Here is a 13,404-nt window from a genome sequence, read left to right on the forward strand (position 1 = left end):
CTTAAGCTTCCTGCGTGCACTGGAAGACCCGCGGAAGTTGATGGCGCACATGCGGTCCAGAAACTCGGGCGTCACCGTCTCGAAATTACAGCGCGGATATATCGCGGCGCAGTTCAGCAGGACATCGACGCGGGGAAGGTCGCCATCAACGTGCCGGTGGCGCCGGCCGACCGCTATTTCCACCAGCGGGGCAACAGTGACAACACCGTGCAGGAGGTGCGCTTCAGCTCCGACGACAGCGGCCCGGTGAAATACCTGGTGGGTTTCATCTACAGCGACCTGGAGGTGAAGTACGACTACCGCCGCGCCATCGCCCCCACCGACTGGTACCGCACCTCGGGCACCGAGAGCATGGCCGGCTATGCCCGCGCCACCTGGCAGGTCCTGCCTGACACCTCGCTGACCGGCGGCCTGCGTTATCAGTCGGACAAGCTGGACTACAACTGGCTGTTCCGCCCCACCTACACCAACCTCAGCCTGGATAACGTGGGGAACACCTCCTACTCCTTCCTGTCGGGGGAGGCGAGCCTGCAGCACCGCTTCGTGGAAAACGTCATGACCTATGTGACGTACGCCCACGCGGAGTCCGGCAAGTCTTATGACACGGAAGACAACGGCACCGCCGCGACCGGGGCCAAGCTGGTGCCGCTGGCCAGCGAGGTGGTCAACAATGTGGAGATCGGCGCCAAGAGCGAGTGGCTGAACCGGCGCCTGATGATCGATGTCGACCTGTTCCACGCCGATTACGACAACTTCCCCGTCCAGACCATCTACCTGCCGCCCAACGACCCCAGCGCGGCCCCCACGTTCAAGACCCTGGCCGCCGGCAAGGTGAAGACCGAGGGCGTGGAGATGAACATCACGGCGGTGCCGGTGAAGGACCTGCGCCTGGGCGCCAACGTCGCCTACATCAACGCCACCATCGACGACCTGCCCAACGCCCCCTGCTACAAGGGACAGACCGTTGCCCAGGGCTGCGTCGTCGGGTCCGGCGGCAGCAGCGTGCAGAAGAACCTGGCGGGGGCCCAGTTGCCCTATTCGCCCAAGTGGAAGTTCAACCTGTCGGCCAACTATCTCGTGCGGCTGCCCAGCCTGCCGTTCGATGCCGACCTCGGCGCCTTCTACAAATACCAGAGCCGGGTGCAGTACGACCCCTTGGGCAACCCGCTGACGGTGCAGGGCGGCTTCGGCGTCCTGAACCTCAGCACAGGCATCCATGGCCGGGACAGCGACTGGTCGGCGGAGTTCTTCGTCAACAACGTTCTCGACAAGCACAATTACCGCAGCCTGGTCGACAGCCAGTTCTGGAGCGGCCACGTCATCATCGCCGGCCTGTCGCGGGACTGGGAACGCTACATGGGCGTCCGGGTCAAGGCCGGCTTCTGACCCTCTTCCTCCGAGGCCTCATGCCTCGCTTCCCCTGGGCGTGCCGCCCTTTCCCTTCCGGGCGGCACGCCCTCTTTTCTTCGATGTGACAAGGGGCCACCGGGCCATGCGACCCATCACCCGCCTGACCGCCGCCGTGACCGTGGGCGTGCTGACGGCCATTCCCGCCGTGGGCGATCCGGCCCAGCCGCTGCTGGGCAGCCGGGTGAAGCCGCTGCTGACGGTGGATGGGCTGTCGTTCCGCGACTTGGACGGCAATGGCACGCTGGATCCGTACGAGGACTGGCGCCTGCCGGTGGCGGCCCGGGTGGGCGATCTGCTGGGCCGCATGACCCTGGCGGAGAAGGCCGGCACCCTGCTGCATGGCACCGCCCCGCCGGAAGGCGGATTCACCCTGGCCACCATGCGAGGCCCCTATGATTTCACGGCGGCCACCCACCTGGTGCGCGACCTGGGGGTCACCACCCTGACCACCCGCCAGATCGCCAAGCCCCAGGCATTGGCGGAGCAAAACAACCATTTGCAGGAGATCGCGGAGGGGGCGCGCCTGGGCATCCCCCTGACCCTCAGCAGCGATCCCCGCCACCATTTCCAGATGACCGCCGGGGCCAGCATGGCGCCCGCCGGTTTCTCCCAATGGCCGGAAGCCCTGGGCTTGGGCGCCATCGGCGATCCGGCCCTGGTGCGCCGCTTCGGCGACATCGCCCGCCAGGAATACCGCGCGGTGGGCATCCACCAAACCCTGTCGCCCATGGCCGACGTGGCGACGGAACCGCGCTGGCCCCGCATCAATGGCACCTTTGGCGAGGACCCGGAACTGGACCGCCGCCTGGTGCAGGCCTATATCGAGGGATTCCAGGGCGGGGACGATGGCCCCGGCGCCACCGGCGTCTCCGCGGTGGTGAAGCACTGGGTGGGCTACGGCGCCGCCCAGGACGGCTTCGACAGCCACAATAGCTACGGCCGTTATTCCCTGGTGCGGCCCAGCCAGTTCAACCAGCACCTGTTGCCCTTCACCGGCGCCTTCACCGCCCATGTGGCGGGTGTCATGCCCACATACTCCATCCTCAAGGACATGGTGGTGGACGGGAAACCGGTGGAGCCGGTGGGCGCCGGCTACAGTCATTGGCTGCTGACCGAGCTGCTGCGCGGCCGTTTCGGCTTCCAGGGCATCGTGCTGTCCGACTGGGCCATCACCAACGACTGCACCGAGACCTGCCGCGACGGTTTTCCGGCCGGGACCAAGCCCAGCTTTGACGGCTTCTCAACCGCCTGGGGAGTGGAAGGCCTGGCCATGCCGGCGCGCTTCGCCAAGGGGCTGGCGGCCGGGCTGGACCAGTTCGGCGGCGTCGATGACCCGGCGCCCTTGCTGGCAGCGGTGCAGCACGGCCTGGTGACGGAGGCGCGGCTGGACCAGTCGGTGCGCCGCATCTTGGATCTAAAGTTCCGCCAGGGCCTGTTCGAGAACCCGTATGTGGACGCGGAAGCCGCCGCCCGGGTGGTGGGCGCCCCGGCCTTCAAGGCTGAAGGGCTGGCGGCCCAGGCCCGCGCCATGGTGTTGCTGGAGGCGGGCAAGCGCCCCGTGCCGCTTACGGGCCGCAAGGTCTACCTGCGCGGCGTGTCGGCTGAGGCCGCCAGGGCCGCGGGATTGACGGTGGTGGAGAATCTGAAGCAGGCCGACGTGGCGCTGCTGCGCCTGTCCGCCCCCTTTCAGACCCTGCACCCGACGTACACCTTCGGCCGGATCCAGCATGAGGGCGACCTGGGATTCCACGACGGCGACGCGGATTATGAGGCGTTGAAGGCCGTGGCCACCGCCAAGGTGCCAGCCATCGTCAGCGTCTACCTCGACCGGCCGGCCATCCTGACCAACGTCCGTGACAAGGCCACGCGCCTCTACGTCGATTTCGGTGTCAGCGATCAAGCCTTTCTGGACGTGGCGATGGGCAAGGCGACACCCCAAGGCCACCTGCCCGTGGAGCTGCCGCGCGACATGGCGGCGGTGGCGGCCCAGGCAGCCGACGTGCCGCACGACAGCCGGGATCCGCTCTATCCCATCGGCACCGGCCGCTAATTCCGCGAGGTGAAGCCCATGACCCTGACTTTGGCCCAGGCCAACACCATCCTGACCCACGCCCTGGCCCACGCCCGGGCGCAGGGCTACCGCCCCATGGCCGTGGTCGTCGTGGACGAGGGCGGGCATATGAGGGCCCTGCAGCGCGAGGATGGCGCCAGCATGTTCCGCACCGACATCGCCCTGGGCAAGGCCTGGGCGGCGGCGGCCATGGGCGCCAGTTCCCGGGCGCTGCACCAGCGGGCGCAGGACAACCCGGCCTTCTTCTCCGCGTTGGCGGCCACGGGGCAGGGGCGCTTCATTCCCCAGACGGGGGCCGTGGTCATCAAGGACGCGTCTGGTGCCATCCTGGGTGCCGTGGGCGCCAGCGGCGGCACGGGCGATGAGGATGAGGCCCTCTGCATCCACGGCGTGGCCGGCGCCGGCCTGGCGCACGGGTGAGGCCATGAGCCAGGTCCACACCACCGCTGGCCACACCGCCGCGTGCGGTTGCGGCATCGACGTCCACGCCCATGTCGTGCCGGCCGAGTTCCCCGCCTACATCGGCAACCGGATGCCGGCGCACTGGCCGTCCACGGCGCCGGCGCAGGAGTGTCACCGCCATGTGATGATCGACGGCAAGATCTACCGCACCATCTCCGACCGGTGCTGGGACACGGGCAAGCGCCTGGCCGACCTGGGCGCCATGGGCCTGGGCCGCCAGGTCATCTCTCCCATGCCGGAGCTGCTGTCGTACTGGTTCGACGCCGCCGACGCCCGGCAGCTGCTGCGCTTCCTGAACGACCAGATCGCCGCCATGGTGGCCGCATCCAGCGGCCACCTGATCGGCCTGGGCGGGGTGCCGCTGCAGGACATGGACATGGCCCTGGCGGAGCTGGAGCACATCGTCCGCACCCTGGGCTTCGCCGGGGTGGAGGTCGGCAGCAACGTCAACGGCGTGCCCATCGGCCATCCCCGGTTCGATCCCTTCTTCGAGGCCTGCGTGGACCTGGGCGCGGCCGTCTTCGTCCATGCCGTGCGGCCCACGGGGGTGGACCGGCTGGTCGGGCCGCCGCAGCTGCAGCAGGCCCTGGCCTATCCCAGCGACGTGGGCCTGGCGGCGGCTTCCGTCATCACCAGCAACCTGATGGTGCGCCGTCCGGGCCTGCGCATCGCCTTCAGCCATGGCGGCGGCACCCTGGGCCTGCTGCTGCCCCGGCTGGAGCGGGCGACCCAGGTTTTCCCCGCCGTGCGCGACGCCCTGGCCCTGTCCCCGACCGAGCAGGCGCGGCGCCTGTTCTACGACACGCTGGTGTTCGACGCCGCCACCCTGCGCCATCTGACCGGCCTGTACGGCGACGGCCAGCTGATGATTGGCACCGACTATCCCTTCCATTTCCAGGAGGCCACGCCGGTGGAGCGCATCCGCGCGGCCGGCTTCACGGACGAGGTGGCGGACCAGTTGCTGCACGCCAACGCCCGCCGCTTCCTGGCCCTGGCCAGCGGCGCCTGATCCTGACAAGGACGCATCCCATGACCACCACCCCTTACGCCGCCTCCCCCCACGTGGCCGCCCTGCGCAGTGTCGCCCTGACCGTGCCGGACGTGGCGATGGCGGAGGACTTCTATACCCGGGTCTGGCACCTGGACGTGGCCGCGCGTACCGAGGGGGCCGTCTATCTGTGCGGCACCGGTGCGGCCCACCACCTGCTGTCGCTGCATGCCGGCCCGGTGACGGCGATCCGCGACGTCACCTTCCAGGCGCGCAGCCTCGCGGCCCTGGACACCCTCGCCGGGACCGTGGTCCAGGCCGGCGGCCGGGTGCTGGCGCCGGTGGCGGCGATCACGGAGCCGGGGGGCGGGATGGGGCTGACCGTGGCCGACCCCGACGGACGTGTCCTGCGCTTCGTCCACGGCGACGCCGTGCACGCGGACGCGGGGGAGGTGCCGGACCGGCCCATCCGCCTGACGCACGTGGTGCTGAACAGCCGGGATGTCGCCAGCACCCAGGCCTTTTTCGAACAGGCCCTGGGTTTCAAGCTGTCTGACCGCACCCGCATCATGGCCTTCCTGCGCTGCGGTTCCGACCACCACAGCGTGGCCCTGGGCGATGCCGACAGCGACAGCCTGAACCACATCGCTTTCCTCATGCCGGACCTGGACTCCGTCATGCGCGGCGGCGGGCGCATGCGCGACGCCGGTTACGCCATCGAATGGGGCCCCGGCCGGCATGGGCCGGGCAACAACGGCTTCAATTACTTCATCGGTCCCTACGGCGTGGTCATCGAATACACCGCCGAGGTGCAGCAGGTTGATGACAGCTATCCCACCGGCATGCCCGAGAACTGGACCTGGCCGCCCGGCCGCGTCGACCAGTGGGGCATTTCCCAACCGCCGTCCCCGGCCCTGAAGCAGGCGCAGCGCGCCGTGTTCTTCACGCCCGCCGGCTGATCCCTTAGACCTTTCCAGGAGCGATCCCCCGTGAAATTCATCACCTATATGTCCGCCACCGGCCCCCGCCTGGGCGTGGTCGCGGGCGACACCGTCGTCGACCTGAACCAGGCCCAGCCGCAGGTGCCCGCCGACATCACCGCCGCGCTGCTGGCCGGCGTGGACCTGGCGGCGGCCGGCGCAGCCGCCCTGGCCTCCGCAGCACCCCGCCTGACGCTTGCCGGCCTGACCCTGGCGCCGGTGGTGCCCCGGCCGGGCAAGATCATCTGCCTGGGTCTGAACTACTACGATCACGCCAAGGAAGGCGGGCGGGAAAAGCCGGAGTACCCGTGGTTCTTCATGCGCACCGCCACCTCCCTGATCGGGGCGGAGGCGCCGGCCCTGCGTCCGCGCGTTTCGGAGAAGCTGGATTATGAGGCGGAACTGGCGGTGGTCATCGGCAAGGCCGGGCGCCACATCCCGCAGGACCGGGCGCTGGAGCATGTCTTCGGCTACAGCTGCTTCAACGACATCTCGGTCCGCGATTACCAGAAGCGCACGCCGCAATGGACCATAGGCAAGAACTTCGACGGTACCGGCGCCTTCGGGCCGCAGCTGGTGACGGCCGACGAGGTGCCCGCCGGCGGCGCCGGTCTCTCCATCCAGTGCCGCCTGAACGGCCAGGTGATGCAGAGCGCCAACACCGACAGCATGATCTGGGGCGTGGCCGAGACCATCGCCCTGCTGACCGAATGCCTGACCCTGGAACCGGGCGACGTCATCGTCATGGGCACGCCGGCCGGCGTCGGCTTCGCCCGCACGCCGCCGGTATGGATGCGCGCCGGCGACCGGGTGGAGGTGGAGATCGAGGGCGTGGGCCTGCTGGCCAACACCGTGCAGGATGAAGTCGGCTGAAATGGCGGAGGACTACGACGTCGCCATCGTCGGCTTCGGCCCCTCCGGCGCCGTGGCCGCCGGCCTGCTGGGGCAGGTGGGCGTGCGCACCTATGTCTGCGACCGCAGCACGGAGGTCTATGACAAGCCCCGGGCCATCGCCCTGGACCATGAGATCATGCGGGTGTTCCAGCAACTGGGCGTGGCCGAGGCGGTGGAACGGTGGGCGGAGCCCTTCACGCCGTCCGAGTACTACGGTGTCGATGGCCAACTGATCAAACGCTTCACCACGGTGGCGCCGCCCTTTCCCCTGGGGTACACACCCTCCCTGGTCTTCACCCAGCCGCCGGTGGAGGCCATCCTTCGGCAGCGGGTGCTGGCGCTGCCGGCGGTGGATGTGGACCTCGGCGTGACGCTGGAGGGGGTGGACCAGGACGCCGACGGTGTCACCCTGGCGCTGCGCGATGGGGCCGGTGCCGCCCGCGCAGCGCGTGCCCGCTACCTCATCGCCTGCGACGGCGCCTCCAGCACCGTGCGCGGCCTGTTGGGCATGGAACTGGACGACCTGGCGTTCGATGAGCCCTGGCTGGTGGTCGATGTGCGGGTGAACGAGCGTGGCTTGGCCAAGCTGCCGGCCGTCAGCGTGCAGTACTGTGATCCCGACCGCCCGGCCACCTACGTCATCGGCCCGGGCAACCACCGCCGCTGGGAAATCTCCCTGAACGCGGGCGAGGACCCGAGGGAGGCCGCGACGGAGGCGGGGGCCTGGCGCCTGCTGTCACGCTGGCTGACACCGGACGATGCCACGCTGTGGCGCCAGGCCAGCTACCGCTTCCACGCCCTGGTGGCGCGGGAGTGGCGCCGGGGCCGCATCTTCCTGGCGGGTGACGCCGCGCACCAGCAACCCCCCTTCCTGGGCCAGGGCATGTGCCAGGGCGTCCGCGACGTCGCCAACCTGACGTGGAAGCTGGCGGCCGTCCTGGCCGGCCAGGGGGGCGAAGGACTGCTGGGCAGCTACGGCGCCGAACGCTCGCGCCATGTGCGGGATCTCACCGGCCGCATCAAGGCCATCGGCGCCGTCATCTGCGAGCGTGACCGCGACCTGGCGCGGGCCCGCGACCGCCGCCTGCTGGCGGAGGCCGGCGGCCCGGTGCGGGATGAGCCGCGGCAGAATGTGCTGCCCCGGCTGGAGGAGGGGTTGGTGGCGGTCCCTGACCATCCGGCCAACGGCACCCTGTTTCCCCAACCCTGGATCGTCACCGCCGATGGGGGGCGCCAGCGGCTGGACACCCTCACGGGCGCCGGCTGGCGGCTGGTGGTCATGGGTGACGGGGCCTGGCCCCTGGCCGAAACCGACCTTCCCTTGCGGGTGGTGCGTATCGGCGGACGCGACGGCCTGAGCGAGGCCGATGGCATTCTGACCGCCTGTTTCCGCACCCACGACTGCGCCGCCGCCCTGGTCAGGCCGGACCATTACGTCTATGGGGTGGCCACCGGGCCGCAGGGTCTGACAGCGCACCTAGCGGCTTTGCGACGGCATATGCCCTGATAATTCAGGGTATTATGAAGAATAATAGACAGGGAGGATTAAGCGATGGTGGCGCAGGTGAACGCGGCGGAGGAATTGGCGACAGCCCCCATGGGGGCCTTCCATCGCCGCTTCGCCCTGCTGATGGGCCTGATCATGTTCTTCGACGGCTATGACCTGTTCAATGCCGCCTATGTGATCCCCCTGGTCCGCCGCAGTTGGCAGCCGTCGCCCTCCCTGATCGGCGTCATGCTCTCCGCCGGTATCGTCGGCCTGGCCATCGGCTCGGTCCTGCAGGGGGTGCTGGCCGACCGCTATGGTCGCCGCCGTGTGCTGGTGGCGGCCCTGTGGCTGCTGATGGCGACCAACCTGCTGCTGGCGGTGGTTGTGCGGGGCCCGGTGGCCTTCGCCGCCTTCCGCCTGGTGCTGGGCTTGGCCCTGGGCATGGTGACGCCGCTGGTGCTGACCTATCTGAACGAATGGACGCCGGCGCGGTGCGCCAACACCTATGTCACCTGGGTGTTCCAGTTGGGGCTGTCCCTGGGGGGCATCTGCGCCGGTTTGGCGGGGGTGTTCCTCACGGCTGACCATGGCTGGCAGGCGCTCTACTACACCGGCGCCTTGTCGGTCGTCGTCGCCATCGCCGCCACCCTGTGGCTGCCGGAATCCCTGCCGTACCTGGCCCTGAAGGGACGGCATGACCGGGTGCGGCACCTGCTGTCGGCCCTGCGGCCCGACCGCGCGGCGCTCTATCGCGAGGCGCCGCTGGTTCAGCCCCGTGTCGCGGTGAAAGCCTCCGCCTGGGTGCTGCTGGCGCCGCTGTACCGCCGCAACACCCTGGTGCATTGGGCGGTGGGTTTCCTCAGCCTGTTCTGCGTCCATGGCCTGACGGGCTGGTTGCCGACCATCGTGGTGGCGCGCGGTGCCGCGATGTCGTCCGCCTTCGCCTATGGTACCCTGATCATGGTCGCCTCCATCTTCGGTGGCATGGCCGCCGGCTGGCTGGCCGACCGTTGGCGCAGCCGGGTGAAAACCATGGCGGGCGGCTACCTGATGGCCGTCCTGGCCATGGCGGGATTGGGGGTGGTGACCGGCGGCCCCGCGACGGTGGTGCTGGTCGCCGCCGCCGGCTTCTTCATCTTTGGGGCGCAGGCTGTGCTTAACAACTACCAGGCCATGTGCTACCGGACGGAGGTGCGGGGCACCGGCCTGGGTGTGGCCGTGGGCCTGAACCGGGTCGGGGGCATCCTGGGGCCATCCGTCATCGGCCTCATCGGCACGCTCAGCGCCGAACCGCTGTACGTCTTCCTGGTGCTGGCGAGCGCGGCCCTGCTCGCTGGCCTGATCAGCCTGCTGGGCGGCACCGAGATCACGGCCGCTGGCCAGGAATCCGAGGCTCAAGGGTTCCGGCAGGCCGACGCCGACGCCTCCATGGCCTGTCTTGACCCCTCCATCTGATGGCGCCCACCGGAGCATGCGTCGGGAGCCGGCGGCGGGGTGGGTGGCGTGCGCGCGGCGCAGATGACAGGGGGAGGGCGGTGGCGTAAGGTCCCGCCGGCCATGGGAGCCGCCCTTGGCCAGGCCGTTCAGGCCACTTCAGTCGGGCCCAATGGTCGGGCCCATAGTCGGGAGTGCCCCCAATGCCAGACGTCGGCGGTGAAAGCCGGGAGTTCACGCTGTTCCCCGTGGCCAAGGACGCCACCAGCTACCGCAAGCTGACCAGCGACTACGTGTCGACCACGACCTTCGATGGGGAAGAGGTCCTGAAGGTCGAGCCCGAGGGCCTGCGCCTGCTGGCCGAACAGGCCTTCATCGACATCAACCACCTGCTGCGGCCGGGGCACCTGGGCCAGTTGCGCGCCATCCTGGACGACGCCGAGGCCTCGCCCAACGACCGCTTCGTGGCGCTGGATCTGCTGAAGAACGCTTCCATCGCCGCCTCGGGCATCCTGCCCATGTGCCAGGATACCGGCACCGCCATCATCATGGGCAAGAAAGGTCGCCGCGTCTGGACCAAGGGGGGCGACGAAACCGCGCTGGGCAGCGGGGTGCTGGACGCCTATGCCAAGCGCAACCTGCGCTACAGCCAGGTGGCGCCCCTGTCCATGTATGAGGAAAAGAACACCCGCACCAACCTGCCGGCGCAGGTGGACATCTACGCCGAGGGTGAAGACGCCTACAAGTTCCTGTTCATGGCCAAGGGCGGCGGCTCGGCCAACAAGACCTTCCTGTTCCAGGCCACCCCGTCCGTGCTGGCTCCTGATCGGCTGCTGCCCTTCCTGGAAGAGAAGATCAAGTCGCTGGGCACCTCCGCATGCCCACCCTACCACCTGGCCGTGGTCATTGGCGGCACCAGCGCCGAGATGAACCTGAAGACGGTGAAGCTGGCGTCGGCCCGCTATTACGACGGGCTGCCCACGCAAGGGTCGGAAAGCGGCCACGCCTTCCGCGACCTGGAGATGGAGGCCGCCGTCCACAAGCTGAGCCAGACCATGGGCATTGGCGCGCAGTTCGGCGGCAAGTACTTCTGCCATGACGTCCGTGTCATCCGCCTGCCGCGCCACGGCGCCTCGCTGCCCATCGGCATCGGCGTGTCCTGCTCGGCCGATCGCCAGGCCTTGGCCAAGATCACCCGCGACGGCATCTTCCTGGAGGAGCTGGAGCACGATCCCGCCCGCTTCCTGCCGGAAATCGACGACAGCCAGCTGGCGGGCGAGGTGGTGAAGATCGACCTGAACCGCCCCATGTCGGAAATCCGCCAGACGCTGTCGGGCTATCCGATCCGTACCCGCGTCTCGCTGACCGGCCCGCTGATCGTCGCCCGCGACAGCGCCCACGCCCGCCTGCGCGCGGGGCTGGAGGCCGGCCAGCCGCTGCCGGACTACTTCAAGAACCACCCCATCTACTACGCCGGCCCGGCCAAGACGCCGACGGGCTACGCCTCCGGTTCCTTCGGGCCCACCACCGCCGGCCGCATGGACAGTTTCGTCGACCAGTTCCAGGCGGCGGGCGGTTCCTTCGTCATGCTGGCCAAGGGCAACCGCAGCCCGGCGGTACGCGAGGCCTGCAAGAAGCACGGTGGCTTCTATCTGGGCAGCATTGGTGGCGCCGCCGCCCGCCTGGCCCAGGATTGCATCAAGAAGGTCGAGTGCATCGCCTTCGAGGATCTGGGCATGGAGGCCATCTGGCGCATTGAGGTTGAAGACTTCCCGGCCTTCATCGTCATTGATGACAAGGGCAACGACTTCTTCCAGGAATTCACCTGATACCCACAGCGGCACCGGGCGAAATCTCGTGCCGGTATGATCTGGAATCGCGGCCCGGCATGGAGGCTGGACAAGCGAAGATATTCGGAAACGAGGTCGGCCCTTCATGGGCCGGCCTTTTTTCTTGAGGAATTCCGGCGGTGGCACGCTATTTTTACCCACTAGGCCTATGCCTATCAGGTTAGGTCTTAGCCCTTTCTTAACCACATGGAATTTAGGGTTGAGCCAGGGTCGGGGACAGCATGGAGGCAGTTGCCATGCCTGGGTTGTTGAGCCGCATTGTATCCTGGTTTTCCGAAGAGCCGGAGGCGCCGTCCGCCGCCAGTTCGCGCGCTGCTTCGCCGGGAGTATCCCGCGCTGCCCGTGAGTTCGGGGCCGATGGCACCGTGTTCCGCCAGCAGTTGAAGGCCGTGCTGGGGCCGCGCCAAGCAGCGGCAACTGGATGCGTCCAGTTCGTCGGCCTGGACGGCCTGAAGGAAAAGCTGGGACCGCGATGGGGGGCGGTTCAGAACCGCGTTCATGCCATGATCGAACGACTGCTGCGCCAGGCCCTCACGCCTCAGGACGTCTACTACGGCTACGGTAGCGAAACCTACGTCATCGTTTTCGCCCGGCTGGACGCCACCCAGGCGTCGCTGGTCTGTGCCAAGGTGATGCAGGAACTGCAGCGCCTGTTGCTGGGGGAACCGGACCTGGCCAGCATCGTCGTGCGCACAGCGGCGCGCGAAGCCACGGGCGAGTTGGTCCTGAAACCAGAGCGGTTGGCCGACCTGCTGGCCCGTATGGCCACCCGCGCCCAACCGGTAAAGGGTGCCGCCGCCTTGTCCGCCAAAGATGCGGATTCCGCGTCGCCACCGCCCTCCGCCGCCACCGATCAGACCGCCCAGGCCCAACTCGCCACCGCCAGGGCCGCCGCCGCCCTGGCGGAGGTGGGCCGGGTTCCCGGAACCGCGACCGTGGTCGAAGGGCAGGGGCCGGCCGCCGCTGAAGCTGGCGGTGACCCCTGGGCCAACCAGCGCCCCGTCATGGGACCGCTGGAGGTCGCGTATCGACCGGTCTGGGATGTGCGCGGCCAGGCGCTCAGCCTCTATATCGCCAGCCCCCGCCGCCAGCGGTTGGGTGGTCGCCAATACGTCTATGGCTATGACACGCTGGCGGGGGCGGCCGGCGGTGTGGGGACGGCCGGCCCCCCCGGAACCGCCAGCGGGATGCAGGAAATCCTGGACCTGGACCGCGAAACCATGCGCCAGGCCGTGGACGCCTATCTGGAGCTGTACGACAACCGCTTCCGCTATTACCTGGCGCTGCCCGTGCATTTCGAGACCCTGGCCGGCAGCATGCGCCGTAGGGCCTATCTTGACTTTGCCAGCCACATCCCGACCCATCTCCACCCCTTCATCACCTATCACCTCATGGGTGTGCCGGATGGCGTGCCGGTGGGTCGGTTGACGGAATTCGTCAGCGCCCTGCGGCCCTTCGGCCGGGCCGTGCTCGTTTGCGCCGACTTGGCGCCACAGCACTTCGCCACCTTCGCCACCGCCGGGATCAGGGGGGTGGAGGTCTCGCTGTCCGGGCCAGCATCCCGCGGCCGGCTGATGCAGGATCTTCATCTGGCCACGGCGGAGGCGCGGCGGCGCAACCTGCAGATTCTGATAAACAATGTCGACACGCCGGACATGGAAAAGATGGCGGAAGAGGCCGGCTGCACCTTCATGGCTGGCGATCTGATCGGCCCCTGGGTGGATTTCCCCGGCCACGCGACCCGCTTGTCACGAGCGGACCTTCTGGATAACGGCGCGGCATTGGATCACTGACCGTCCAGTACGCGGGGCGGCCCGTTGCTGGTG

At 68.6% G+C, this 13,404-nt stretch carries 10 protein-coding genes; all 10 read left to right on the plus strand.

The window, feature by feature from the left end:
* Positions 1 to 150 precede the first annotated feature (150 nt).
* On the plus strand, positions 151 to 1,386 hold the full coding sequence (locus tag I55_RS30860; RefSeq protein ID WP_159107309.1) for a TonB-dependent receptor: 1,236 nt from the start codon (positions 151 to 153) through the stop codon (positions 1,384 to 1,386).
* Positions 1,387 to 1,492: 106 nt separating this feature from the next.
* A complete protein-coding gene (locus I55_RS30865; RefSeq protein WP_044564564.1) occupies positions 1,493 to 3,460 on the plus strand; it encodes a glycoside hydrolase family 3 protein in 1,968 nt (655 codons plus the stop codon).
* Positions 3,461 to 3,478: 18 nt separating this feature from the next.
* Positions 3,479 to 3,901 carry a heme-binding protein gene (locus I55_RS30870; RefSeq protein ID WP_044564565.1) on the plus strand — a complete coding sequence of 141 codons (423 nt, stop codon included), beginning with the start codon at positions 3,479 to 3,481 and terminating at the stop codon, positions 3,899 to 3,901.
* 4 nt (positions 3,902 to 3,905) lie between these two features.
* On the plus strand, positions 3,906 to 4,952 hold the full coding sequence (locus I55_RS30875; protein WP_044564566.1) for an amidohydrolase family protein: 1,047 nt from the start codon (positions 3,906 to 3,908) through the stop codon (positions 4,950 to 4,952).
* Between the two features lie 20 nt (positions 4,953 to 4,972).
* Entirely contained in the window at positions 4,973 to 5,890 is a 918-nt protein-coding gene (locus I55_RS30880) for a VOC family protein (protein ID WP_044564567.1), read from the plus strand.
* Positions 5,891 to 5,920: 30 nt separating this feature from the next.
* A complete protein-coding gene (locus I55_RS30885) occupies positions 5,921 to 6,784 on the plus strand; it encodes a fumarylacetoacetate hydrolase family protein (RefSeq protein ID WP_044564568.1) in 864 nt (287 codons plus the stop codon).
* Position 6,785: 1 nt separating this feature from the next.
* Positions 6,786 to 8,312: a bifunctional 3-(3-hydroxy-phenyl)propionate/3-hydroxycinnamic acid hydroxylase gene (locus tag I55_RS30890; RefSeq protein WP_085940157.1), complete on the plus strand. Its 1,527-nt coding sequence runs from the start codon at positions 6,786 to 6,788 to the stop codon at positions 8,310 to 8,312.
* Positions 8,313 to 8,357: 45 nt separating this feature from the next.
* The gene (locus I55_RS30895; protein WP_044564570.1) at positions 8,358 to 9,749 is read left to right on the plus strand and encodes an MFS transporter; all 1,392 of its coding nucleotides are present in this window, start codon (positions 8,358 to 8,360) and stop codon (positions 9,747 to 9,749) included.
* Positions 9,750 to 9,931: 182 nt separating this feature from the next.
* Complete coding sequence (locus I55_RS30900) at positions 9,932 to 11,557, plus strand: fumarate hydratase (protein WP_044564571.1); 1,626 nt, start codon at positions 9,932 to 9,934, stop codon at positions 11,555 to 11,557.
* 257 nt (positions 11,558 to 11,814) lie between these two features.
* Positions 11,815 to 13,371, plus strand: a complete 1,557-nt coding sequence (locus I55_RS30905) for a hypothetical protein (protein ID WP_148294069.1) — start codon at positions 11,815 to 11,817, stop codon at positions 13,369 to 13,371.
* The last annotated feature ends 33 nt before the right edge of the window (positions 13,372 to 13,404 follow it).

Source organism: Azospirillum sp. B4 (assembly GCF_000333275.1).
GTDB lineage: Bacteria > Pseudomonadota > Alphaproteobacteria > Azospirillales > Azospirillaceae > Nitrospirillum.